At 62.5% G+C, this 19,891-nt stretch carries 25 protein-coding genes; 10 read left to right on the top strand and 15 right to left on the bottom strand.

What is annotated here, in order from left to right; translation table 11 throughout:
• Positions 1 to 152: 152 nt before the first annotated feature.
• Complete coding sequence (locus AAF563_12460) at positions 153 to 800, bottom strand: SOS response-associated peptidase (protein MEM7122087.1); 648 nt, start codon at positions 798 to 800, stop codon at positions 153 to 155.
• Positions 801 to 1,001: 201 nt separating this feature from the next.
• Here AAF563_12460 and AAF563_12465 point away from each other — a divergent pair, with 201 nt between their 5' ends.
• The gene (locus AAF563_12465; GenBank protein ID MEM7122088.1) at positions 1,002 to 2,411 is read left to right on the top strand and encodes an amino acid permease; all 1,410 of its coding nucleotides are present in this window, start codon (positions 1,002 to 1,004) and stop codon (positions 2,409 to 2,411) included.
• A gap of 94 nt (positions 2,412 to 2,505) precedes the next feature.
• Positions 2,506 to 2,859, top strand: a complete 354-nt coding sequence (locus AAF563_12470; protein ID MEM7122089.1) for a hypothetical protein — start codon at positions 2,506 to 2,508, stop codon at positions 2,857 to 2,859.
• Between the two features lies 1 nt (position 2,860).
• Here AAF563_12470 and AAF563_12475 read toward each other — a convergent pair whose 3' ends face one another.
• The 4 genes from AAF563_12475 to AAF563_12490 all read right to left on the bottom strand — a co-directional run bounded on the left by AAF563_12475 (position 2,861) and on the right by AAF563_12490 (position 6,859).
• Positions 2,861 to 3,766: a DMT family transporter gene (locus AAF563_12475; GenBank protein MEM7122090.1), complete on the bottom strand. Its 906-nt coding sequence runs from the start codon at positions 3,764 to 3,766 to the stop codon at positions 2,861 to 2,863.
• Between the two features lie 152 nt (positions 3,767 to 3,918).
• A complete protein-coding gene (locus tag AAF563_12480; GenBank protein MEM7122091.1) occupies positions 3,919 to 5,688 on the bottom strand; it encodes an adenylate/guanylate cyclase domain-containing protein in 1,770 nt (589 codons plus the stop codon).
• Between the two features lie 92 nt (positions 5,689 to 5,780).
• A complete protein-coding gene (locus AAF563_12485; protein ID MEM7122092.1) occupies positions 5,781 to 6,197 on the bottom strand; it encodes a nuclear transport factor 2 family protein in 417 nt (138 codons plus the stop codon).
• Between the two features lie 167 nt (positions 6,198 to 6,364).
• On the bottom strand, positions 6,365 to 6,859 hold the full coding sequence (locus AAF563_12490; GenBank protein ID MEM7122093.1) for an ester cyclase: 495 nt from the start codon (positions 6,857 to 6,859) through the stop codon (positions 6,365 to 6,367).
• 141 nt (positions 6,860 to 7,000) lie between these two features.
• Between AAF563_12490 and AAF563_12495 the strand changes: the two genes are divergently transcribed.
• Positions 7,001 to 7,564, top strand: a complete 564-nt coding sequence (locus AAF563_12495; protein MEM7122094.1) for a lipid-binding SYLF domain-containing protein — start codon at positions 7,001 to 7,003, stop codon at positions 7,562 to 7,564.
• 25 nt (positions 7,565 to 7,589) lie between these two features.
• Here AAF563_12495 and AAF563_12500 read toward each other — a convergent pair whose 3' ends face one another.
• From AAF563_12500 to AAF563_12510, 3 genes are all read right to left on the bottom strand, one after another.
• Positions 7,590 to 8,174: a thiamine pyrophosphate-dependent enzyme gene (locus tag AAF563_12500; GenBank protein MEM7122095.1), complete on the bottom strand. Its 585-nt coding sequence runs from the start codon at positions 8,172 to 8,174 to the stop codon at positions 7,590 to 7,592.
• Positions 8,171 to 8,719: a thiamine pyrophosphate-binding protein gene (locus AAF563_12505; protein MEM7122096.1), complete on the bottom strand. Its 549-nt coding sequence runs from the start codon at positions 8,717 to 8,719 to the stop codon at positions 8,171 to 8,173. Before AAF563_12505 ends, AAF563_12500 begins: the two co-directional genes overlap by 4 nt.
• An 87-nt stretch (positions 8,720 to 8,806) precedes the next feature.
• The gene (locus tag AAF563_12510; protein ID MEM7122097.1) at positions 8,807 to 9,964 is read right to left on the bottom strand and encodes a Rieske 2Fe-2S domain-containing protein; all 1,158 of its coding nucleotides are present in this window, start codon (positions 9,962 to 9,964) and stop codon (positions 8,807 to 8,809) included.
• A 149-nt stretch (positions 9,965 to 10,113) separates the two neighbouring features.
• Here AAF563_12510 and AAF563_12515 point away from each other — a divergent pair, with 149 nt between their 5' ends.
• A complete protein-coding gene (locus AAF563_12515) occupies positions 10,114 to 10,683 on the top strand; it encodes a helix-turn-helix domain-containing protein (GenBank protein MEM7122098.1) in 570 nt (189 codons plus the stop codon).
• A 42-nt stretch (positions 10,684 to 10,725) separates the two neighbouring features.
• On the opposite strand, the gene AAF563_12520 is transcribed toward AAF563_12515, so the two are convergent.
• Complete coding sequence (locus tag AAF563_12520; GenBank protein ID MEM7122099.1) at positions 10,726 to 11,148, bottom strand: cytidine deaminase; 423 nt, start codon at positions 11,146 to 11,148, stop codon at positions 10,726 to 10,728.
• A 135-nt stretch (positions 11,149 to 11,283) separates the two neighbouring features.
• Here AAF563_12520 and AAF563_12525 point away from each other — a divergent pair, with 135 nt between their 5' ends.
• Positions 11,284 to 11,694 carry an MbcA/ParS/Xre antitoxin family protein gene (locus AAF563_12525; GenBank protein ID MEM7122100.1) on the top strand — a complete coding sequence of 137 codons (411 nt, stop codon included), beginning with the start codon at positions 11,284 to 11,286 and terminating at the stop codon, positions 11,692 to 11,694.
• A gap of 13 nt (positions 11,695 to 11,707) precedes the next feature.
• The gene (locus AAF563_12530; protein ID MEM7122101.1) at positions 11,708 to 12,421 is read left to right on the top strand and encodes an RES family NAD+ phosphorylase; all 714 of its coding nucleotides are present in this window, start codon (positions 11,708 to 11,710) and stop codon (positions 12,419 to 12,421) included.
• Positions 12,422 to 12,436: 15 nt separating this feature from the next.
• Here AAF563_12530 and AAF563_12535 read toward each other — a convergent pair whose 3' ends face one another.
• The 4 genes from AAF563_12535 to AAF563_12550 all read right to left on the bottom strand — a co-directional run bounded on the left by AAF563_12535 (position 12,437) and on the right by AAF563_12550 (position 16,466).
• Positions 12,437 to 13,285 carry an ABC transporter permease gene (locus AAF563_12535; protein MEM7122102.1) on the bottom strand — a complete coding sequence of 283 codons (849 nt, stop codon included), beginning with the start codon at positions 13,283 to 13,285 and terminating at the stop codon, positions 12,437 to 12,439.
• Between the two features lies 1 nt (position 13,286).
• Positions 13,287 to 14,195 carry an ABC transporter permease gene (locus AAF563_12540; GenBank protein MEM7122103.1) on the bottom strand — a complete coding sequence of 303 codons (909 nt, stop codon included), beginning with the start codon at positions 14,193 to 14,195 and terminating at the stop codon, positions 13,287 to 13,289.
• On the bottom strand, positions 14,192 to 15,304 hold the full coding sequence (locus AAF563_12545; GenBank protein MEM7122104.1) for an ABC transporter ATP-binding protein: 1,113 nt from the start codon (positions 15,302 to 15,304) through the stop codon (positions 14,192 to 14,194). Before AAF563_12545 ends, AAF563_12540 begins: the two co-directional genes overlap by 4 nt.
• A gap of 97 nt (positions 15,305 to 15,401) precedes the next feature.
• Positions 15,402 to 16,466: a spermidine/putrescine ABC transporter substrate-binding protein gene (locus tag AAF563_12550; protein MEM7122105.1), complete on the bottom strand. Its 1,065-nt coding sequence runs from the start codon at positions 16,464 to 16,466 to the stop codon at positions 15,402 to 15,404.
• A gap of 146 nt (positions 16,467 to 16,612) precedes the next feature.
• On the opposite strand from AAF563_12550, the gene AAF563_12555 reads away from it, so the two are divergent.
• Together AAF563_12555 and AAF563_12560 are read left to right on the top strand one after the other, a co-directional pair.
• Positions 16,613 to 17,491, top strand: coding sequence for a MurR/RpiR family transcriptional regulator (locus AAF563_12555; protein MEM7122106.1), 879 nt, complete (start codon positions 16,613 to 16,615; stop codon positions 17,489 to 17,491).
• A gap of 11 nt (positions 17,492 to 17,502) precedes the next feature.
• Complete coding sequence (locus AAF563_12560) at positions 17,503 to 17,907, top strand: hypothetical protein (protein MEM7122107.1); 405 nt, start codon at positions 17,503 to 17,505, stop codon at positions 17,905 to 17,907.
• A gap of 46 nt (positions 17,908 to 17,953) precedes the next feature.
• Here AAF563_12560 and AAF563_12565 read toward each other — a convergent pair whose 3' ends face one another.
• The gene (locus AAF563_12565) at positions 17,954 to 18,244 is read right to left on the bottom strand and encodes a hypothetical protein (GenBank protein MEM7122108.1); all 291 of its coding nucleotides are present in this window, start codon (positions 18,242 to 18,244) and stop codon (positions 17,954 to 17,956) included.
• Between the two features lie 119 nt (positions 18,245 to 18,363).
• Between AAF563_12565 and AAF563_12570 the strand changes: the two genes are divergently transcribed.
• Positions 18,364 to 18,696 (top strand): hypothetical protein, encoded by a 333-nt coding sequence (locus AAF563_12570; protein MEM7122109.1) that lies wholly within the window; start codon positions 18,364 to 18,366, stop codon positions 18,694 to 18,696.
• Positions 18,697 to 18,707: 11 nt separating this feature from the next.
• Positions 18,708 to 19,568 carry a tetratricopeptide repeat protein gene (locus tag AAF563_12575; protein MEM7122110.1) on the top strand — a complete coding sequence of 287 codons (861 nt, stop codon included), beginning with the start codon at positions 18,708 to 18,710 and terminating at the stop codon, positions 19,566 to 19,568.
• Positions 19,569 to 19,580: 12 nt separating this feature from the next.
• Here AAF563_12575 and AAF563_12580 read toward each other — a convergent pair whose 3' ends face one another.
• Positions 19,581 to 19,790 (bottom strand): hypothetical protein, encoded by a 210-nt coding sequence (locus tag AAF563_12580; protein MEM7122111.1) that lies wholly within the window; start codon positions 19,788 to 19,790, stop codon positions 19,581 to 19,583.
• Positions 19,791 to 19,891: the final 101 nt, after the last annotated feature.

Raw genomic sequence — 19,891 nt, forward strand, 5'->3', positions numbered from 1 at the left:
ACCGCCGGGCGGCCGTTGACAGATCGGACGTGATATCGAACCGATGAGCGAAAAGCGCTCGGACGTTTCAGCGCATCGTGTTTGTAAATCTTACCCAGAGCCCTGCAGTCAGGCGGGCGGCATCCTCAGAACCCTCAGACCGCCGCTCGATGCTAAGCCGCCTCGGCGTCGTCCTTCGTTTCTCCCTTGTGGACAATGCGCATCTTCTCGGCAGGGTAGGGGCGGGCGAGTTTGAAGGCGTCAACGGGCGCGGCGGTAAGCCAGGTATCGTAGTCACTTTCATCGACAATCACCGGCATGCGGCTGGGGTGGATCGGTTTGACGACGTCGTTGGGCGTTGTCGTCACGATCGCCATCACGTCCATCTCGACGAATTCGTCCTTCAGCCGGCCGCGCCAGGAACGCCACAGCCCGGCGAAGGCGAACAGCGGGCGCGGTTCGTCGCCCGCCATGCCGAACCAATGCCAGACCGCCGGCTTCTTGCCCTTCGGTTCGGCGAAACTGGACGCGGGCACCAGGCAGCGGCGTTCTTCGAACGAGCCTTTCCAGAATGGACTTTGGTTCAGTTTGTCGGCGCGCGCGTTGGTGACCCGTTTCGGCGCCTTGTCCTTTTGCGGCAAGACGAAGCCCCAGGAGACAATGACCAGTTCGCGTTCGCCCTGACCGGTCAACCGCACAACCGGCGCATCGTGACCGGGGAAAATCGCCGGCAGCGAGGGCAGGTTTAGTTGCATGCTGGAGAACTTGAACAGGCGGCGCATCGCCTCCTGATTCGAGGTCATGGAATACAGATTACACATGACGCCGGCCTCTCGTGTAGGGTTCTGGTTTCTGGTTCCCTGCGATCTGAGGCGAGGCGAACCGGACACGCCGATCAGGGTCGACAGCCAACCTAAGCGTGGCGCCGGCCCAGGTCCATAGACCCAGAGGTGGCGCCGGTTCGCGCCGCCTCGCGCTATAGGTCGCGGTCGCGTGAGGCGTCCGCGAAGAAGGGGTGTTGGGTGACGATTGAACCGGCCGTTAATCGGAGGCGGGAAGGCGCGGCCTCCTCCGCACATGGCGGGGGCAGGGCGGCCGACGGGCCGCCGCACGCGCTCGGCGTGTGGTCGTGCACGGCGCTCGTCATCGGCAACATTGTCGGTGCCGGTTTCTTCCTGGTCCCCGCCGCGCTGGCGCCTTACGGCGCGGTTGCGCTGATCGGCTGGGTTGTCATCGCGGTCGGCGCCCTGTCGCTGGGCATCGTCTTCGTCCGGCTCAGCCGCCTGATGCCGGAGACCGGCGGGCCTTACGCATACGTACGCAGCGCCTTCGGCGACTTCGCCGGGTTCCTGGCGGCATGGGGCTATTGGATCGCGATCTGGGCGTCGTTGCCGGCGATCGCGCTGGCGATCGTCGATTACATGCATGTCTTCGTGCCGGGTTTCGGCGACGTCCCCCTTTCCAACACGATAATCGCACTGATCGCCATGTGGGCCGTCGCCCTGGCCAACATGCTGGGCGTCAAGGAAGCCGGCCGCATCCAGCTTATCCTTGTCGGCACCAAACTGGTGCCGCTGCTCGCCGTGTCGCTGCTTGGCCTCTTATGGGTGGACTGGGGTCAGTTTACGCCGATCAATCCGTCGTCGATGCCGTTCTTCCTGGCGCTCTCGGCGACGGCGCCGCTTATCATGTTCGCGTTCGCGGGCATGGAGTCGGCGACCGTTCCGGCCAGCGACGTCAAGAACCCGCGACGCACCATCGCGATCGCAACCATCGCCGGCACGCTGACCGCGGTCGTCATCTACGTCACCGGCACCATGTCGACGATGGGGATCATCGGGCTCGACGCGCTTGCCAAGTCGAATGCGCCGTTCGCCGATGCGGCGACCGACATATGGGGACCGGTCGCCGGCTACATCATGGCCGCGGCCGTGATCCTCTCGTCGCTCGCGGCGCTGAATGGCTGGACGCTGTTGATGTCGCAGGTGCCGCTGGCCGCCTCGCGCCATGGCTTGTTGCCGAAGATCTTCAGCGAGCTCAACCGTAACGGCGTGGCGGCCAAGGGCATTGCGCTCTCCGTCAGCCTGTCGACTGCGATCCTTTTGATGCAGGTGTCGGGCGCCAAGGCGCTGATCGAGATCTACGACTTCATCGTCGACCTCTCCATGACCGTCTACATGGTGCCCTTCGTCTTCTGTTGCTTCGCCGAGGGCGTCATCCTGCGCAACCTGGGCCGGGATGTCAGCGTCATGGGGACGCGCCGACATCTGCCGATTGCCATGCTCGCCTTCGTGTTCTCCATGTGGACGATCTACGGTTCCGGCCCCCAGGCGGCCTTGTGGGGACTGCTCCTGTTGCTCCTCGGCGTTCCCGTCTACGTCAAACTCAAAACCGGCCTGCAGGCCGTGGCCAGCCAGCCGGGCGAGGACTGAGGCGCACCGGCGATAGAGGCGGCCGCGCCACGCGGCTGTTCAATCCCCCGGCGATCCGATCTAAGGTATCGGCCCCTTGCTTGGAGAGGTGGCGATGGCGCGACCCCGGAAACCCATGAACGCGGCCCAGCGAGCGCTGATGGACGCGGTCTGCGGCTCGGGCGACCTGATTTTTTCGAACGGCGGCGACAGCGTCAGCGCCAATCTGGTCGGCACCTTCACCATTCGCCGTTATGGCGAGGAGGATCGGCTGGATGTCGGCGACTGCACCCACCACGCCCACATCGACTGGGATCTCGTCACCCGCGCGGAAATCGGCACGTCGCGCGGCGAGGGGCTCATCACCTTCTGGAACGGCACCGATCTGCTGTTCGAAATGTTCCGCCCGGCTGGCCCGTTCCCTCAGGATGTCGTCGCGCTCGCGGGCGAACTGCGCGCGCCGTCGTGATCTACCGCCCGACACTGCGCGCGCGCCGCAGCAAGCGTTGGCGCAGTGGCCACAGCGCCTCGAAACCGATTGCGGCCAACACGACGGCGCCGCCGATCAGCGTCGCGCCTTCCGGTGTCTCGGCGATGACCAGCCAGACCCAGAACGGCGACAGCACGGTCTCCAGCATCGAGAGAAGGGTGAGCTCGGCCGCCGGGATGTGGCGCGCGCAGTAGGCAAAGGCGGTGTTGCACAGCGCGCTGATAATGACGCCCTGCAGCGCGGCCAAAAGAAAGTCGTGCCAGCTGATCGCGAAGCTGTCGATCAAGGTCACGGCGGTCAGGGCGGCGATGTACCCGCTCAACGCGACCGCCGGCATCATGTCGACCTGGCTGCCGCGCCTCAGCGCCACCGTATAGCCGGCCATCAGGAACGCGCAGCCCAGCGCGGCCAGGTTGCCGAACCAACCGCCAAAGGCAAAACCCTCCCACACCATAACGGTGACGCCGATCAGACCCAGTCCGCACGAGGCAAGCGTGCGCGACCCCACCCGCTCGCGCATCACGACCCAGGCGAGTGCTGCCGCCAGGAACGGCGTCGACGCGATGATGAAACTGACGTTCGCGATCGTCGTGTTCATGATCGCATAGAGGAAGAAGACCGAACCGATGCCGAGGCTGGCACCTGCTGTCAGGCCGGCACCGCCGATGGCGCGGAACGCCCGGATCGTACCGCCGCGATACCGAAACGCGACCAGGCCGACCAGAAAGCTCGAGAGCGCAATACCGCGATAGAAGATAAGCTGGGCCGCGTCCGCTTCCTCGACCATGCGGAAGATCAGGCCCGACAGACTCCAGACGACCGCCAGGAAGAGCGCCAGAAGCACCCAGCTTGACCGGTTACCGGCATCGAAACCTCGCACCCTCATGGGCCCGCGTCCCAACAACAGGGCCGGCGCCGAAACGCCAGCGGCCACCCGGCAACCGGGCACGTCATGGTGGAAGAACAATGCCGCGGGGTCCAGCGAAACCGGCCGGGGCGCATTCACATTCGCAAGCTGTCTTTTGCGCGCGCCTATGCCTATAGCCCGGCCTTGCGTAGCCCTTCGATCAGGAGCGCGTTGTGCTCGGGCAGCTTGCAGACTTCGATGCGGCCCGCGAGCACGCCCGGCACGAACTTGGGCGCGAAGCCGTCCAGAAAGGCGGCGTGCTGGTTCGCAGCGTCCATGTTGCCCAAATAGGCGCTGGTCGCGATCATCAGCGCCTGACAGACCGGCATGCGCGCGTGCATCTGAATCGATTGACGCAGCCAGGCAAGCGCCTGGTCAAAGTCGCCTTCGGTAAAGCTCGCCAGTCCCATCGCGCCATAGCCTTCGCCCAGCCAGGTGTAATTGTCACGTGGGCTCAGCCGAAGCGCCATCTGGGCGTGTTGGCGCGCGTCATCGGCCAGGCCTGCCGCGCTTTCGCTCCACGCCATCGCGAACAGGTTAGAGGCGAGGTTGGGATTGAGGGCGAGCGCGCGCCGGTGATCGGCGATCGCGCCATCGAAGTCCTTGTCGTAGAGGCTGACCCAGGCGCGCAGGATGTAGGGTTTGGCGTTCGCCGGATCGATCTGGACCAGGCGGTTGGCGATCTCATTGGCCAAGGGAAGCAGGGCGTCGGGGTCGTCGCCCCAGCGGTAAACATGGGGGTAGAAGTAGCCCATGCCCTTGGTCCAAAGCGCATGGGTGTTGCGGGGGTCGAGGTTTAGCGCTGCATCGGCCGTCGCCATCGCCTCGTCCAGCAGGCTTGAATCCGCCAGGTGCAAGGCGTCGTAAAGACGGCCTTGAGCCTTCAGCGCCAGCTCATAGGCGGAAACGTCCGTGCCCCCGGCCGCGCGGCCGCGCTCGACCTCCGCCAGTTCGATCTGGGGCGCGATGTTGCTGACGACGCTGCGGGTGACTTCTTCCTGAAGCTCGAAGATATCCTCGACCTGGCGATCGTACTTCTCGGCCCAGATGTGACCGCCGGTTTTGGTGTCGATCAGCTGCGCATTGATGCGCAAACGATGGCCCAGACGCCGGACGCTGCCCTCCAGGATGTAGCGAACGCCGAGCTCTTCGGCGACCTGCGCCAGGTCGACGGACCGTCCTTTGTAGGCAAAGGACGAGTTGCGGGCGATGACGAAGAGTTCGGAGAAACGCGACAGCTCCGTGATGATGTCTTCGGTAATGCCGTCGGAAAAAAACTCCTGCTCGGTATCGGCGGACATGTTGTCAAAGGCCAGCACGGCAATCGACGGTTTGTCGGGCAGCGTCAGCGCTTCTGACATCGCGGGTACGGGTGGGGCGCCCGTTGTGACGTCGGCGACGCCAAAAACGCGAACCGGCTCGGCCACGTTTTTCAGACTCTTCTCACCGAGGTCGTCGAAGGTCAGATCGATCTTGCCTCTCACTTGTCGATAGGCGTCTTCGGACAGACAGATGCCGCCGGCATCGGCCAGATTCTCGATCCTGACGGCAATGTTGACGCCGTCGCCGTGCACATCGTCGCCCTCGACGATGACATCCCCAAGGTTGATACCGATGCGAAAGGCAAACCGCCGGTCGTCCTCGGTCGACGCCTCCTCGGCGGCAACGGTGTCCTGCCACGCTGCCGCGCAGGCGAGCGCGTCGACCACGCTGGCGAACGCGATCAGGAAGCCGTCTCCCGTCAGCTTGAAGACGCGGCCGTGGTGGTTGGCGATCAGCGGTTCCAGATGCTGTTGGCGAAGCTCGGTCAGACGACGCAGCGTTCCCGCCTCATCCCTGCCCATGAGGCGCGTGTAGCCGACCACATCGGCAGCGAGTATGGCGGCCAGACGGCGCTCCATGGATTGACCTCCCTTGGCCGGGAGATTAACGGAGCTTAACGCCAGTTTCCATGAACCGCGCGGCGGCATGGATGGCGGGTTAGACAAGCGCGTTAGTTTTGGGTCGCCTCAATCGCTGGTTGGGAGTCATAGAACTCCATGAACTGCGTTACCTTGCCGTCCTTCAACATCCACACGTCGGCCTTGGGCATTCTGAGCGGTTTGCCGGTCTGCCGGTTTATCCATGACACTTCAGCCAGCGCCACGACGCGCTCACCCTGCGCGACGAACTCATTGATGTGGTAAAACTCCATCTCCCAATCTTGCTTCAGCCCCTCGAAGTACTCGGCAACCTCCTGTTTCGAGGCGCGGGCCTTCGTAAAATCGAGCCCGGGTCTCCCGTCCGCTGCCGAGCCAAAAGCAATCTCGTCGGCTAGAATGTCCATCCAGACATTGGAGTCACCCTTCGTTTCGTGCCAGGCATCGTAAGCACCCTTCAAAATTGCGACGTTCGATTCTTCCTGTGTCATGTCTGTCTTCCTTATTGAGAATATCGATTTGGGATGAACGGTTTCCTCTTCGAAAAATTGGGTTCTGGGCCCACAGCTAGTGCCAGTTCGGACCGGTGCAGTGGGTTTCACGACGCTCCACTCATGCCCCCCTTGGAGGTCGCCGCACCGTCCAGCGAGAGGTGGCGCTACTTCAGCAGGCCAAGCTGCTTGAACATGGTGTACATGTCCCAGTTGACCCAGCTCTCGGCGATCTTGCCGTCCTCGAAGCGGTCAATTTGGGTGCCGGTCCACGTCACAGTCTTGCCGGTTGGCTCCAGGCCCAGATAGGTGCCGGTCTGGGTTCCCGTGAACCGCCAGTGTGTCGCCACCGTGTCGCCTTCGCCGACCTGCATCAGGATTTCGACGGTGGTCTCTGGGAACGACTGGCGGTAGCCCTTCAGCGCTTTTGTCCACTCATCGAGCGTCAGCGACTCGACGCCGCCGTCGACATCCGGTTGCTGATGGTTGATGTAGTCCTTCGTGAACGTTTGATCGACCAGATCCAGGTCACCGGTTGACCACATCTCGATCGAACCGGCCGAGAGCGCCTTTTCCTCATCCATGGAACCGGCCCAGCCCACGCCAAAGCTCGTGACGAGAACCAGGAAAGCCATTGTTGCCGTTCTGAAAGGGTTCAACATCGTCGCCTCCCGTTTGCTAAGTGACGTCTTGTTTGGTGCGCTGTCGTGACGTTAACACACTTGGGGTGGTCGCCACGCGCAGGTTATCTGGTAACGTGGTGGCTACGAAGCCTGGTCCAATCGATCCAGAGGGGGAAGATCATGGGGACACGGACTATTCTGGCGTTGCACGTCGTTGCCGTCTGCCTTGTGTTGTCGCTTTCGTTGGCACCGTCCAAGACATATGCCGCCACGGCGGCCGAACTTGATGCATCGACCAGAGCGGCGCTCGCCAAGCTGCTCGAAACGGTGCCGGCCGCGGCCGAGGTCAACGAGAAGGCGGTCGCCGTTCTGGTGTTCCCGGACGTGACCAAAGCGGGCCTCATCATCGGCGGCCAGTATGGCGAAGGCGCGCTGCTGTCCGGCGGCAAGACAGAGGGCTACTACGAGACCACAGCCGCGTCGTTCGGTCTGCAGATCGGCGGCCAGACCTTCGGCTACGCCATGTTCTTCATGAACGACCAAGCGCTCTCGTATCTCGACAGCAGCGATGGCTGGGATGTCGGTTCCGCGCCGACGCTCGTCTATGGCGACGACGGCTGGTCATCCAGTGTCACCGTCTCGGAGCTGGAAGAAGACATCCTGGTCTTCTTCTTCGATCAGGAAGGCCTCATGGCGGGCGCTGGCATCCAAGGCACGAAGATCTCACGCTTCACGCCGGAGTGAAGCGTCACGCCCACGGCATCCGACCTCAAAGGGGTGCGTATCCAAGCGCCGCGCGAAAACGGTTCTTGATATGGACGGCATCGCGCGGCGGCAGAACGCGCGGGACGTCGTCCTGGGAAATGTCGATCGATGCGAAGGCGAGGGAGTCGTTTGCATGCAGCCGCTGGCGCAGATCGGCGACACCCGCCATCGCCGTGATGCGTGACGTCCATGCAAATCCGGCGCCTTTTGCCACTTGATCGAGCGCGACGCCGAGGCCGGTATGGCTTCGCTGCATGCCTGTCTCGCCATAGTGGCCGTTGTCGAGGACAGCGATGGTCAGGTTCTTCGGCGCCTTGACCGCGATGGTCGCAAGCGCGCCGAGTCCCATCAGCATTTCACCATCGCCGGTCACGACGAGAATGCTGTCTTGCGGACGCGCCATGGCAAGACCCAGTCCGACCGTTACCGCGCTTCCCATCGCCGCCCACAGATAATAGTTCCTGTCGTGGTCGCCTGCCGCCATGACATCGTAAGACGGTGAACCCAGTCCGCTGCACACGATAAGGTCGCCACGGCCCTGCAGAAGTTCAGCGACAACGTCGCGCCGGTTCAAGCGTGCGCCGGTCATGTCGGTTTGACCCATTCCTTGGTGCCGATCAGGCGCTGGCCCAACAGCACGGCACAGGCCTGATCGCCGTCAAACGCCATGGTCGCGGCACCGCGCAGCAACGGTTCAACCTCATCAGGCCGATCGGCGCGCCAGGTGAGAGCGCCCATCAGTCTCAGCGCGGGTTCCGTCGCCTGACCCATCGGGTTCTGCCAGGCGTTGAACTCCGCCCACTCGCCGCGCATGGTGACGACCATTAACAGCGGAAACCGCGAACACGTCTGCAGCGCCAGAGTGTTGAGGCAGTTGCCGACGCCGCTGGACTGCATCAAGAGCACCCCACGTTCGCCACCCAGCCACGCGCCAGCCAGATAGCCGATGCCTTCTTCTTCGGTAGTCAAAACGACGGAGGTGACGGTGTCGTCCGCTTCGAACAGCTCAATCGCCGTCGCGTGGCCGGCGTCGGGCACATAGACCGCGTGCCGCACGCCGGCCTCCTTCAGGACAGCATAGATCTGCGTCTTCCAATCGGCCGGCTGGACGTCGGCGCCTTGGTTTCCTGGCATTGCCCTCTCACCCAATGATCAACACGGCACACTGCGGCCGCCCGAGAGGTTAGGGCAAGTCATGCTCTCAGTGTACCGGAACCGTCCTCAGTGCGGAGCTGCCGCCCCATCGACGACTCGTCTGGAAATCCACTGCATCCAGCGCAGGATCGGCTCCTCCATCCAGGTGAGGTAGCCGGCGGCGGCCTTTGATGAGCGCACGCCGCGGGCGATGTGCGGCATGCTCTCGCCGTCCTCGTCCAGCGGTCGCATGGAATCGTACTCCTCGCCTTCGGCGGTGAAGCGGTCCAGATCGCCGCCGATCGGTCTGATCGAGCCCGCGCGGTACCGCACCTCGTCGACGGCGGTCGGCCACAGCGCGTAGAAACCGGCGCCACCCGGATAAATGACGAAGGCGTTGGCCGGGTGGATCATCAGGATGTCAAGTGCGGGATGGTTCTGCTTCATGTCGCCGGGCTTCCAGTCGGTCTGTTCGACCAGTTCCTTCGCCATCTCCAGATCCATGTCGTAGAGCACCTGATAGCGCGTCCAGTTTTCACCGTATGTAATGTTGGTCGTGTTGCGCGTCGGCGAATAGATCTCCAGCGTGTCCTTGTGGAGGCCCATGTGGTGATAGCCCTCCATGTTGTTCTCGCAGAAGTTCTTCCAGTTGCCGGGCCAGATCTTGTCGTAGTGGTTGGTCATCTCCCAGGTGTCACCGGGCGCGTAGACGCTGAAGAGATCGTCCAAGGCTTCCACCTTCGGCGCGAAGGGTGGGGCATTATCGTCCAGGTTGACCCAGATCAGATCGTTCCAGACTTCCAGGCGGAACTCGGGCAGGCAGATCGTTGACTGGTCAAAGTCCTGATTGTCTTCCATGTACATGGCGTGCACGAGCTGGCCCGAGGTGTCGTAGGTCCAGTGGTGATACGGGCACTGGAAGCGCCGCTTGTTGCCGGTCTCCTTGTTCTTCGAGACCAGCATGTAGCGGTGGCGGCAGACCGTGGAGAGCGCGCGCAATCTCATGTCCTGGCCGCGCACGATCATCATCGGCTCGCCGATCAGCTCGATGGTGAAATAGTCGCCGGGGTTACGCACCTCGCTGACATGGCCAACGTTGATCCACTCCTTCTTCCAGATGTGATCGATCTCCAGGTCATAGAACGCCTCCGACGTGTAGTGACCGGGTTCGAAGGTACGGATCCGCTCGACCGGCAGGTCGAGGTAGGTATGGCAAGCGCCCAGCAGACCTTCCAGCGACGACATGATCGAATTCTCCCTCAGCTTAGCGCGACAAAGAATATGAGGAATTCCTCATATTCAGGAAAGATCGCCCATGCTACCGTGTTTGTCAACACGACCCGTCTGTGGGTTAAGGGCGTCGTCGCCCGGCTTCAGAGAGGATCCCCGCGTCCATGGCATCATCCGTATCGCGCAGAAAACCGCGCCAAGACCGCGCCCAGGAAACCGTTGAGCGCCTGCTCGAAGGCGCAGCCCGTGTTCTTGAACGCGATGGAGTCGATGGATTCTCGGTCGACAAGACGGCGCGCGAGGCGGGCATGGCTGTGGGCACGGCCTATCAGTACTTCGCCGACAAGTACGACATTCTCCTGATGCTGCTGAAACGCTGGTACGCGAAGACGGAACATCTGCACGATGACTCCATCGACGCCATGATCGACGCGCGTGCTGAAATCTACTTCCAGGAGCCTGGCGCGTCACAGCTCCTGAACGCTGCCCGCTCCATTCCGCGGCTTCATGCCTACGATCAGGACGTCATGAACAAGGTCGTCCACGATCGCGCGACCGCCCTTGCCGGCGGGGCGCGACCCACCGCCGAACAGATCGCGCGCATGCGCGTCCTCACCTTTGCCATCGATGCGGTCCTGCGCGACGCGACGGCGCGGCCGAAGAACGAGGCCAAACAGATGGTGGCAAGCCTGAAGGATTGGGCGAGGGCGCTCGACGACTTTCCGATTGCTTAGAGACAATCGAGAGCGGAATGACGCGATCAATCGCGATCCGCTCTAGGCCATGGCGACATACTTGAACGGCAGCAGGTCGCCGGCCGGGACTTTATAGAGACAAGCGTCGGCCTCATCGAACACGATGACCGTGGCCTCGGGACAGTAGTCGGTGATGAACTCCCGGCACCGTCCGCATGGCGGTATGACTTTGTGGTCGCTCTCCTCGCGTTCCCGGGTCGCGACCACGCAGACAACCGGATCACTCGCGATATCGGCCAACGCTTTGCCGATCGTGATCGGTTCGGCGCACACGGTCAGCGCCGGCACCTCAGCCTCCAGCACCAGGCCGGTGACGACCGACCCTGACTTCAGCCGGATCGCGGCAGAGACGCCGTGCCAGTCATGGGACGTCGGCTTGTCGAACTCGTCATGCGCCGCCTTGATCAGATCATGGTCGGCGGGGTCCAGGGGCAGTTTCTTCATCGCATTCATCCTGTTTCGGCCATCCTGTTTCGACAAGAAAAGCACGGGCTCCCGGGCGCGTCGCGCTCCGTTCTACCCGTCACCTTGCCAATTGGCGAGAAAATTCCTATATAGTGCCATATAGGAGATTGTGTGATGGCCCAGCTACAGCCCATCGACACCCGCGCGCCTGACTTCGTGCCCGCGCCGATCACCGACGACGAGGCGGCCGCGATGTTCCGCGCCGCGGTCAATCTGTTCCGCCGCTGGGGCCTGACCGACGACGAGGCCGCCGTCCTGCTCGACCTCAAACCCCGGACCTATGGCCGCTGGAAAGCGGAAGGGCCGGGGCGCATCAGCCGCGACGGGCGGGCGCGGCTCTCGAACATCATGGGCATTCACAAGGCACTTCGCATTACCTTCCGCGAGACACAGCGCGCCTATGGCTGGATCAAGGCGCCGAACGACGCCTTTGGTGGGCGCACCGCGCTCGACGTCATGCTGGGCGGCGAGATGACCGATCTCATGCGCGTGCGCCGCTATCTCGACGCGGTGCGTGGCCCATGATGGCTAACAACACGTGATTGATACGGACACGATCCCGACGACGCGTGTCTCGTGGCCGGGTGCCGTGCGCATCATCAATAGCCGCCATCCGCCCATCGACCTCTTTGAGGATATCGCCGATCCCGCCGACTGGCCGCTGCTGATCTCCGCCGAGCAGAAGACAAACCCGCGCCTGATGGAAACCATCGGCAACCTCGATCTGGTGCCCGAAGACCGGCGCGTCGGCGGTGTCGGCGCAACCTATCTGATGGCGCCCTTCACCCATATCAGCACCGACCGCCCCAGCCGCTTCACCGACGGCACCTATGGCGTGCTTTATGCCGGCGACCGGTTCGAGGTCGCGCTGCTGGAGACCGTTTATCACCATGGCCGCTTCATGGCGCGCACCAACGAGGCAGCCGGCTGGGCCTCCCAGTTCCGCGAGATCGTGCTCGACGTCGCCGGCGAACTGCACGACCTGCGTGCCGACGACGCGGCATCCGCCGATGTACACGATCCCGACGACTACACCGCCGCCCAAGTGGTGGGCGCGGACCTGCGCCGGGCGGGATCCGACGGCGTCGCCTACCGCAGCGTGCGGTGTGATGGCGGCGAGTGCACCGGTCTTTTCTATCCCGACCTCGCCACCAACCCGCTCCAGGGCCGCCACCTCGATTACCACTGGAATGGCGAGCGGGTGGATTACTACCGCGACACGGGCTCGGGCGAGGTATTCGAGATCGTTTGAAGTGGTTGTCGCCCGCTACCGCGTCGAACGCGACCGGAAGTAAAGCCCGGCGGATGCGACGATCAGGGAGAAGAGGATCATCAGCGTCGCGATGGCGTTGATCTCCGGTTTCACGCCGCGGCGCAGCATGCCGTAGATAAAGACCGGCAGCGTCGTCGAGTCGACGCCGGCGATGAAGTAGGTGATGACCAGATCGTCCATCGAGATGATGAAGGCGAGCAATGCGCCGCCGATGACGCCCGGCATGATCAAGGGGAGCGTGACGCGGCGGAAGGTGACCCAGCTGTTGGCGCCCAGATCGGCGGAGGCCTCCTCATAGGTCTGGTCCATGCCGGCCAGCCGCGCGCTCACCACGATAAAGACGTAGCTGCCCAAGAACGTGCAGTGGCCGATGATGATGGTGGTCAGCCCCAGCTTGACGCCGATGGTGACGAAGTAAATCAGCAGCGCCAGGCCCAGCACGATGTCGGGGATGATCATCGGCATGAAGACGAGCATGCGGTAGAACGCCTTCACCTTGAACCGGTAGCGCGCGAGCGCCAGCGCCGTCATGGTGCCGATCACCGTCGAGATTGCCGTCGTCGTGAACGCGACGATCAGGCTGTTCATCACCGCGTTGGTCAGCTGCTCCGTCGACTCGATATAGAGCGCCTGCTCGGTGAGCTTGTTGGAGAGACCGAAGATCGAGCGGTACCAGTCAAACGTGAACCCGCTCCACGACATCATGTTGATGGGGTTCGCGTTGAACGAATAGACCAGGATGATCAGCATCGGCGCGTAGATGAAGCAGAAGAAGAGGATGCCGTAGAGCATCAGCACTTTGCCGCTCAGCCGCGTCAGCCGGTATGTCAGGCGCTCCAGCATGTCAGACGCCCTGCTGCCCGCGCGTGTCTTCCGAACGCGTGACGACGGAGACATAGATCAAGAGGAAGATCAGGACCGCGGCAAGCACGATCATGGCGAGCGCGGAGCCGAACGGCCAGTTCCGCGCCATCAGGAATTGCTGCTCGATCAGATTGCCGATCATCAGCACTTTGGCGCCGCCCAGAAGGTCCGGCACGACGAAGTTCCCGAGGCTCGGGATGAAGACGATGATCGAGCCGCCGATGATGCCAGGCAGCGACAGCGGCAGCGTCACGCGCAGGAAGGTCTTGAGCCGGTTGGCGCCCAGATCGCTCGACGCCTCGATCAGGCTCCGGTCCAGTTTTTCGAGGCTGGCATAGAGCGGCAGAAACATGAAGGGGATCAAGACATAGATCATGCCGACGATGACCGCGCCTTCGGTGAACAACATGTCGAAGGGTTCGGTGATCAGGCTCAAAGCGAGCAGCGTCTCGTTGATCCAGCCGCTCGGCTTCAGGATCAGCATCCAGGCGAACAGGCGCACGACCAGGCTCGCGAAGAAGGGCAGCGTGATCAGGAAGATGCAGAACGACTTCCAGCGGTCGGGCAGGCGGCTCACCCATAGCGCGGCGGGATAGCAAATGATCAGACACCCGAAGACGGTGGTCAGCGCCAGGCGCACCGAGCGCAGAAAGATCTGGATATAGACGGGGTCGTATTCCTCATAGACGCCGTCGGCCCAGCCCAGGATGCGCCCGAAGTTCTGGTGATAGAAGTTCCAGGAGACGCCGCCATAAAGGCCCGGCTCCAGAAAGGCATACACGAACAGGATCGAGAGCGGCGCCAGAAAGAAGATGCCGAGAAAGATCGTGACCGGCGCCAGAAGGCGCATCAGGTCGCCGCGGCGGCGCCCGCGCGCGCTGCCGTTCATGACACCTGATCCGCCGGCAACAGGCGCGCCGCGTCATGACGATAGCGGAAACGCACCGGCGCGCCGTGGGTCAGGCGGGACGAAAGACTGCGCGAGGGATCGCGGATCGTCGCCTTGATCTCCTGACCGTCCGCCGTCTCGGCGACGACCTGGAAGTCGGAACCGACAAAGACTGTCTGCATCAGCGTCGCGTCGATCAGCGCGTGATCGCTGCCGCCCGTATCGTCGTCCTTGGCGAGGTCCAGGTCCTCCGGACGAATCAGGACCGTCGCGCGCCCGCCGTTTGTCAGAGCGCCCGCGCTGTCGGTGGCGAAAAGGCGCAGGCCGTGTTCGGTCTCCACCATCACCGCGTTGCCGTCGCGCGAGACCTTGCCTTCGAACAGGTTGCTCTCGCCGATGAACTGGGCGACGAAGATCGAGGCCGGCGCGTCATAGATCTCTGTCGGCGTGCCCATCTGCTGCACCCGCCCGTGGTCCATCACGATGATGCGGTCCGACATGGTCAGCGCTTCTTCCTGATCGTGGGTCACGAAGACGAAGGAGATGCCGAGCTCGTCCTGGATGTTCTTCAGCTCAAGCTGCATGGTCTGGCGCAGCTTGCGGTCCAGCGCCGACAACGGCTCGTCGAGCAACAGCAGCTTAGGCCGGTTGACGATGGCGCGCGCCAGGGCGACGCGCTGTTGCTGGCCGCCGGAAAGCTGGCGCGGTTTGCGCCGCTCGAACCCGCCCAGCCCGACCAGCTCGAGTGCGTCCGCCATACGTTTCTTGCGTTCGGGCTTGGGACAACCGGTGACCTCCAGCCCATAGGTGATGTTGTCGCCGACGGAAAGATGCGGAAAGAGGGCGTAGTTCTGAAAGACCGTGTTGACCGGGCGCTTGTGCGGCGGCACGTGTTCCATCGCCTGGCCGTCGATGGTGATGGAGCCGGAATCCAGATCCTCGAAGCCGCTGATGGCGCGAAGCAGGGTGGTCTTGCCGCAGCCCGACGGGCCCAGGAGCGTCACGAACTCGCTGTCGCCGACATCCAACGAAACGGCATCGAGCGCGTTGATGAAGCCGCCTTCCGGCGCGGCGAACCGCTTGACCGCTTCGGAGATGACAACAAGCATGGGATGATCAGACGCCCCAACTGCCCAAGCAGTGCCAAGGATGACGAAGCCGGACGGGTGCCGCAAGCATGGCGGCCCCCGCCCGCAGTTTCTGGGATTACTGGGTGCGGATCCTCGTCCACGCCCGGTCGTAGAGTTTCAGGTCCTCGCCCAGATCCTCAAAGATCTGCAGCTTGGCCATCACCTCCTGGGAGGGGTTCATGCCGGGGTGGCTCTTGAACTCCTCCGGCAGCATCTCGCGCGACACCATATTGGGCGTGCCGTTCAGCTGCTGTTCCACGTTCAGCACCGGGATTTCGGGCTGCAGGTAGAACTCCATGAACTTGACCGCGTTCTCCTTGTTGGGCGCGGATTCAAGAACGCAGATGTCTTCCTGATACATCGTCGCGCCTTCCGACGGGATGACATAGCCCAGGTTATCGGGATCCTGCAGCACCGCGTACATGGCGCCGACATACCAGTGCGCGGCGGCGATATCGCCGGACTGCACCAGCGGGATCACGTCATAGGTGAAGGCTGAAATGTTGTCGCGCCGTTCGGTGATGTAATCCTCGGCGACCTTGATCTCGTCGGGATTGTTTGTGTTGACCGAATAGCCGTTGACGATCAGGCCGACCCCGATGGTCTCGCGCAGATCGTCCAGCATGGTGATTTTGCCGCCATGCTCCTCGGGGATGGCGAAGAAGTCTTCCCAGCTCGTCACCTCCGGCACGATGTTCTTGTTGTAGATGATGCCGACCGTGCCCCAGGCATAGGGCAGGCACCACGAACCATCGGGATCCGTCTGGGCACGGATGAAGTCCGGATCGATGTTCTCGAAGCCCGGGCTCTCGTTGATGTTGCTCTCCCACAAGAGGTCCAGCTTGTACATGATGTCATGCATGTGGACCGACGGGAACACGATGTCGTAACCGGTCGCGCCGGCCTGGATCTTGGCCAGCATCTCTTCGTTGGTGCCATAGGTATCCAGGTTGACCTTGATGCCGGTCTCGTCCTCGAAGCGCTTCAGGACCTCCGGGTTGATGTAGTCGCCCCAGTTATAGACGTTCAATTCGCCCTGGGCCCGGGCTTCGGGCGCCGTGGCCGCGACAAGCGCGGCCACCGCCACGCCGGCGAAAACGCCCTTCAAAGCTGCTGCCGCCGTTCTGGTTGGATCGCTCATACCTCGTCTCCCCTCATCCATGCCGCGCCGCGGTTGTTGTCGTGAGCGGCGGCGCCGATGCGGAAACGCAGCCGCCCAAACCCGTTGATTTGTCCAAAACGCTATGAAAGTATTCTTCCAAAGTCAATGAGTGAAAGATTACTTTCATGAAGGAAATCTTCTCCTCTCATCCATTGGCGAGCCAGCCGCGCTTCGTCACGCAGATCGAGGAGCTGATGCCGACGCTGCCGCGCCAGGAGGCGAAGGTCGCCCAGTTCATTCTGTTGAACGCGGGCGAACTGGGCTTCGAGACCGGCGCGTCGATCGCCATGAAGGCCGGCACCAGCGAGGTGACGGTCAGCCGCCTCTTAAGCCGGCTCGGCTACCGCGGCATGCCCGGCCTCAAACGCGAGATGCAGGCCGACCAGAGCGCCGGCCAGTTGGGCTTCGCGCGCAGCACGACGCTGGACGACGACCCGCTGAAGGACATGCTGGATTCCGAGGTGAGGGCGCTTATCACCGTCTTCGAACAATTCTCCGGCGACCGCGCCGAGCGTCTGGTCGAGACGGTCGCCGAAGCCCGCAGCGTCTTTGTCACCGGGTTCCAGTCGGTGCGCGGCGCGGCCGAGGACTTTTCGCGCCGGCTGGCGATCGCCCGCGACGACGTACGTTTTCTTGCAGCCCACGACAGCATGCTGACGGAATGGGTCGGCGCTGCGCAGACGGACGGCGACGGCAAACCCGATTGCCTGATCGTCGTCGACGTCGTGCCATACGCGCGTGAGGCGCCGGTTCTCTGCCAGATGTGCCGTGACGCCGGCCGCGATCTCGTCGTCGTCTCCGACGAGTCCTGCCACTGGGCGCAGAGCTACACCGACCTCATCGTCCACGCACCGTCGCGCAGCGGCCTGCTGCTCGAATCCACCGGCGCGCTGGTCGCCGCGCTGAACGTCCTCGTCCACGCCGTCGCCGAACGCGACCCAAAGGGCATGCGCGAGCGCTTGCAACGCTGGCAGTCGATGACCAGGAAGGTGAACTTGTTCTGAAGCTGGTTTTCGTGAAGCTCGAGCTTTCGCGCCTTTCCGCACACCTAGAACAACGACAGCAATGTAAGGACAACGCCAACTGTGCAAAAGGCACCGCCCAGTTGAAACAACCTGACCTTCCAGGTCTGATGTTCAATATCTCTGATGTGCCACCCGGTGCACTGCCGGTCTTCGACCTTCGACCTGGCGTCTTTGAAGTCTGCACCCCAAAATCGGCGAACGCCCTTCATCGAATAGAAAACGGGAATGGCGCACATGAAGCCCAAAAAAATGAACGCCAACCCGAGCGCTTCCATCAGGGTTCCTCCACGCGCTCAAACCTCTTGGTTCCCGCCGTCGCTGAACACGACACGAAGGCTAGGCATCGACGCCTGCAACGCTGGCAGTCGATGACCAGAATGGTCAGCTTGTTCTAGAGGCCGGGGCGCCCCAGTCGACGATATCGGCGATGAACCACCGGCGCTAAAGGCACTTGTAGACATAGTAGTTGCGGTCCGCCGTGACGTGATAGAGCTCGGCTGTTTTGCCGAGGCCGGAACAGTACTCCGCCGCAAGCGGCTCGGGGTCGCTGTAGCTGCAGTCGGTTTTGGAGATCAGTGCCGAATAGAAGCAGTCTCTAGCTTTGATTGTGATGCCATCGCTGCCGTCCCCGTGTGTAAAGCGCTCGGCCTCTTCGGCCTCGAACGCGGGCTGACTGCAGGCGGCCGTGCAAAGTACGGCAAGACAAAACAGCAAACCCGAGGTGACAACCACCACCCCTCTCGACGCTGCTACGGGCACAAGATAGCCTCCAAACGACAACCTGTGGTAGTTTATCGTTCTTTATGGCGCTTGCTCAATAGGACGCACATCTGATTGGGATGAATCAGCCGATGAAGCTCACAACGGTACTGAGACTGCCTTCGCTCGCCGCCGGACTTGTCTTGTCGGTCGTGATCCATGCCCATGCGGAACCGATTCCGCCAGCCTGGCTCGAACAAGACTATGCCAGCTGTATTGCCGCTGGCGACACAGCGTTTATGAGACAGTACTGCAAGTGTGTCATCGAAGAGATTCGTGTCACGATGACGCGCCAGGAGTATCTGGCGGTAACCGCGGCCGTTCTTGAGCAGAAGTCGGCGGGCGCCAGTGATCTGGAGATCGTCGCGTCCAACAAGAAGATGTCCGATGCAGCGCAGTTGTGCCTGCAGCAGACCGCGCAGTAACAGGTCGGCCGATGGTGATTCGAGAGGTGGTCCGAAGGTTTGTTGGGGTTTCACGAATGAGGCGCCTCGTACTTGCTCTAACAGTCATCCTCGCGACCGAACCGGTGAAAGCAGACTTCGGCGATGGCATTCCGGCGTTTGAGCGAGGCGATTACCAAGCCGCGTACGAGATCTGGCGTCCACTGGCCGAACAGGGCGACGCGCGTTCGCAGTTCTTTGTCGGCTACTTCCACTACGAAGGGCTTGGCGTCGCACGCGACTACGTTGAAGCCGTCAAGTGGTATGGGTTGGCGGCACAGCAAGGCTTGCCCGAAGCGATGGGCAGCTTGGGACTGATGTACCGGCACGGCCTCGGCGTCGACGAGAACGATGAAGCGGCCGCGCAAATGCTTCGTTTGGCCGCCGAGCAAGGAGTTCCCGAAGCGCAGGTTTTTCTAGGTGAGATGTACCTGGCCGGAGAAGGCGTCGAAAAGGACGATCCCGAAGCCGCCTATTGGTTCCTGCGCGCCGCTGACCAGGGTCACCCCGGTGGTCAGTTCAATCTGGGTTACATGCATGACCTTGGCGTCGGCATTCCGGAAGATCGGGAAAAAGCGGTCGTGTTGTATCGCCAAGCTGCTGAACAAGGTCATGCCGAGGCGCAGGCGTCGCTCGGAGTCAACTACGAGCTGGGTTTAGGCGTACCAAAGGACAAGGTCCAGGCACTCATGTGGATGAGTTTGGCCGTCGCCCAGGGCGTTGAGCATGTGCGGTTTAGGCGTACCTATCTGGCACGGCAGATGACGGATGAGGACGTCGCCGAAGCAGAACGCCTGGCACGAGAGCGTTTGGCCATCTATCCCGGTCTGGCGTATCCCGAACTGGACGACTAGGCAGGTCCGTCCTCAGCGCTTCTCCTCCGTTCCCTCCGCATCCTCGGCCTCTTCCAGCTCGGCCTCGAAACGCAACAGGTCGTCGGGGATCGGCATGCCCATGGCGCGCATCTCGCCGAGTTTTTCCTGCAGCATCATGTGCAGTTCATGGCGGTCTTCCGGGCGATGTTCGACACCCGACAACAGCCTGTTCAGTTCGAGCTTCAGATCGTCCAGGTCCATAACGGTTCCCTATGTCCACGGCTGGTTTCGCGCCGATTGTGCGTTGCTTTGCGCGCGCCGTCCATCGCGTCGCGGACTGGTCGGCGATCGTGCTATGGTCC

The sequence above is a fragment of the Pseudomonadota bacterium genome (assembly GCA_039028155.1).
GTDB lineage: Bacteria > Pseudomonadota > Alphaproteobacteria > SP197 > SP197 > JANQGO01.

Excerpts from the sequence above, each read along its gene's own strand:
- AAF563_12460 (MEM7122087.1), bottom strand. The coding sequence starts at position 800 with ATGTGTAATCTGTATTCCATGACCTCGAATCAGGAGGCGATGCGCCGC.
- AAF563_12470 (MEM7122089.1), top strand. The coding sequence starts at position 2,506 with ATGGCGCGACCCCGGAAACCCATGAACGCGGCCCAGCGAGCGCTGATG.
- AAF563_12475 (MEM7122090.1), bottom strand. The coding sequence starts at position 3,766 with ATGAGGGTGCGAGGTTTCGATGCCGGTAACCGGTCAAGCTGGGTGCTT.
- AAF563_12480 (MEM7122091.1), bottom strand. The coding sequence starts at position 5,688 with ATGGAGCGCCGTCTGGCCGCCATACTCGCTGCCGATGTGGTCGGCTAC.
- AAF563_12485 (MEM7122092.1), bottom strand. The coding sequence starts at position 6,197 with ATGACACAGGAAGAATCGAACGTCGCAATTTTGAAGGGTGCTTACGAT.
- AAF563_12490 (MEM7122093.1), bottom strand. The coding sequence starts at position 6,859 with ATGTTGAACCCTTTCAGAACGGCAACAATGGCTTTCCTGGTTCTCGTC.
- AAF563_12495 (MEM7122094.1), top strand. The coding sequence starts at position 7,001 with ATGGGGACACGGACTATTCTGGCGTTGCACGTCGTTGCCGTCTGCCTT.
- AAF563_12500 (MEM7122095.1), bottom strand. The coding sequence starts at position 8,174 with ATGACCGGCGCACGCTTGAACCGGCGCGACGTTGTCGCTGAACTTCTG.
- AAF563_12505 (MEM7122096.1), bottom strand. The coding sequence starts at position 8,719 with ATGCCAGGAAACCAAGGCGCCGACGTCCAGCCGGCCGATTGGAAGACG.
- AAF563_12510 (MEM7122097.1), bottom strand. The coding sequence starts at position 9,964 with ATGTCGTCGCTGGAAGGTCTGCTGGGCGCTTGCCATACCTACCTCGAC.
- AAF563_12515 (MEM7122098.1), top strand. The coding sequence starts at position 10,114 with ATGGCATCATCCGTATCGCGCAGAAAACCGCGCCAAGACCGCGCCCAG.
- AAF563_12520 (MEM7122099.1), bottom strand. The coding sequence starts at position 11,148 with ATGAAGAAACTGCCCCTGGACCCCGCCGACCATGATCTGATCAAGGCG.
- AAF563_12525 (MEM7122100.1), top strand. The coding sequence starts at position 11,284 with ATGGCCCAGCTACAGCCCATCGACACCCGCGCGCCTGACTTCGTGCCC.
- AAF563_12535 (MEM7122102.1), bottom strand. The coding sequence starts at position 13,285 with ATGCTGGAGCGCCTGACATACCGGCTGACGCGGCTGAGCGGCAAAGTG.
- AAF563_12540 (MEM7122103.1), bottom strand. The coding sequence starts at position 14,195 with ATGAACGGCAGCGCGCGCGGGCGCCGCCGCGGCGACCTGATGCGCCTT.
- AAF563_12545 (MEM7122104.1), bottom strand. The coding sequence starts at position 15,304 with ATGCTTGTTGTCATCTCCGAAGCGGTCAAGCGGTTCGCCGCGCCGGAA.
- AAF563_12550 (MEM7122105.1), bottom strand. The coding sequence starts at position 16,466 with ATGAGCGATCCAACCAGAACGGCGGCAGCAGCTTTGAAGGGCGTTTTC.
- AAF563_12555 (MEM7122106.1), top strand. The coding sequence starts at position 16,613 with ATGAAGGAAATCTTCTCCTCTCATCCATTGGCGAGCCAGCCGCGCTTC.
- AAF563_12570 (MEM7122109.1), top strand. The coding sequence starts at position 18,364 with ATGAAGCTCACAACGGTACTGAGACTGCCTTCGCTCGCCGCCGGACTT.
- AAF563_12575 (MEM7122110.1), top strand. The coding sequence starts at position 18,708 with ATGGTGATTCGAGAGGTGGTCCGAAGGTTTGTTGGGGTTTCACGAATG.
- AAF563_12580 (MEM7122111.1), bottom strand. The coding sequence starts at position 19,790 with ATGGACCTGGACGATCTGAAGCTCGAACTGAACAGGCTGTTGTCGGGT.